This window comes from Methylobacterium nigriterrae, from assembly GCF_037106235.1.
GTDB classification, from domain to species: Bacteria; Pseudomonadota; Alphaproteobacteria; order Rhizobiales; family Beijerinckiaceae; genus Methylobacterium; species Methylobacterium nigriterrae.
Genome location: NZ_JBAWTG010001040.1, coordinates 1 through 255, shown reverse-complemented (window position 1 = coordinate 255; position 255 = coordinate 1). Strand labels below are relative to the sequence as shown.

The 255-nt window shown below is 59.6% G+C and carries 1 pseudogene; it reads right to left on the bottom strand.

Annotation, left to right across the window (positions count from 1 at the left end):
* Window positions 1–255, bottom strand: a pseudogene (locus tag WDW90_RS40160) (excinuclease ABC subunit B); the annotation flags it as partial.

The window sequence follows — 255 nt, the reverse complement described above, 5'->3', positions numbered from 1 at the left end:
AGGAGACGGTCGAGACGACCACGACATCCCTGCGACTGAGTAGCGAGTTCGTGGTGGAGTGTCGAAGTCGCTCGACCTCGGCGTTGATCGACGAGTCCTTCTCGATGAAGGTATCGGTCTGCGGAACGTATGCTTCCGGCTGGTAGTAGTCGTAGTAGGAGACGAAGTATTCGACGGCGTTGTTGGGCATGAGTTCGCGGAACTCGTTGGCCAGCTGGGCCGCGAGGGTCTTGTTGTGCGCGAGCACGAGGGTGG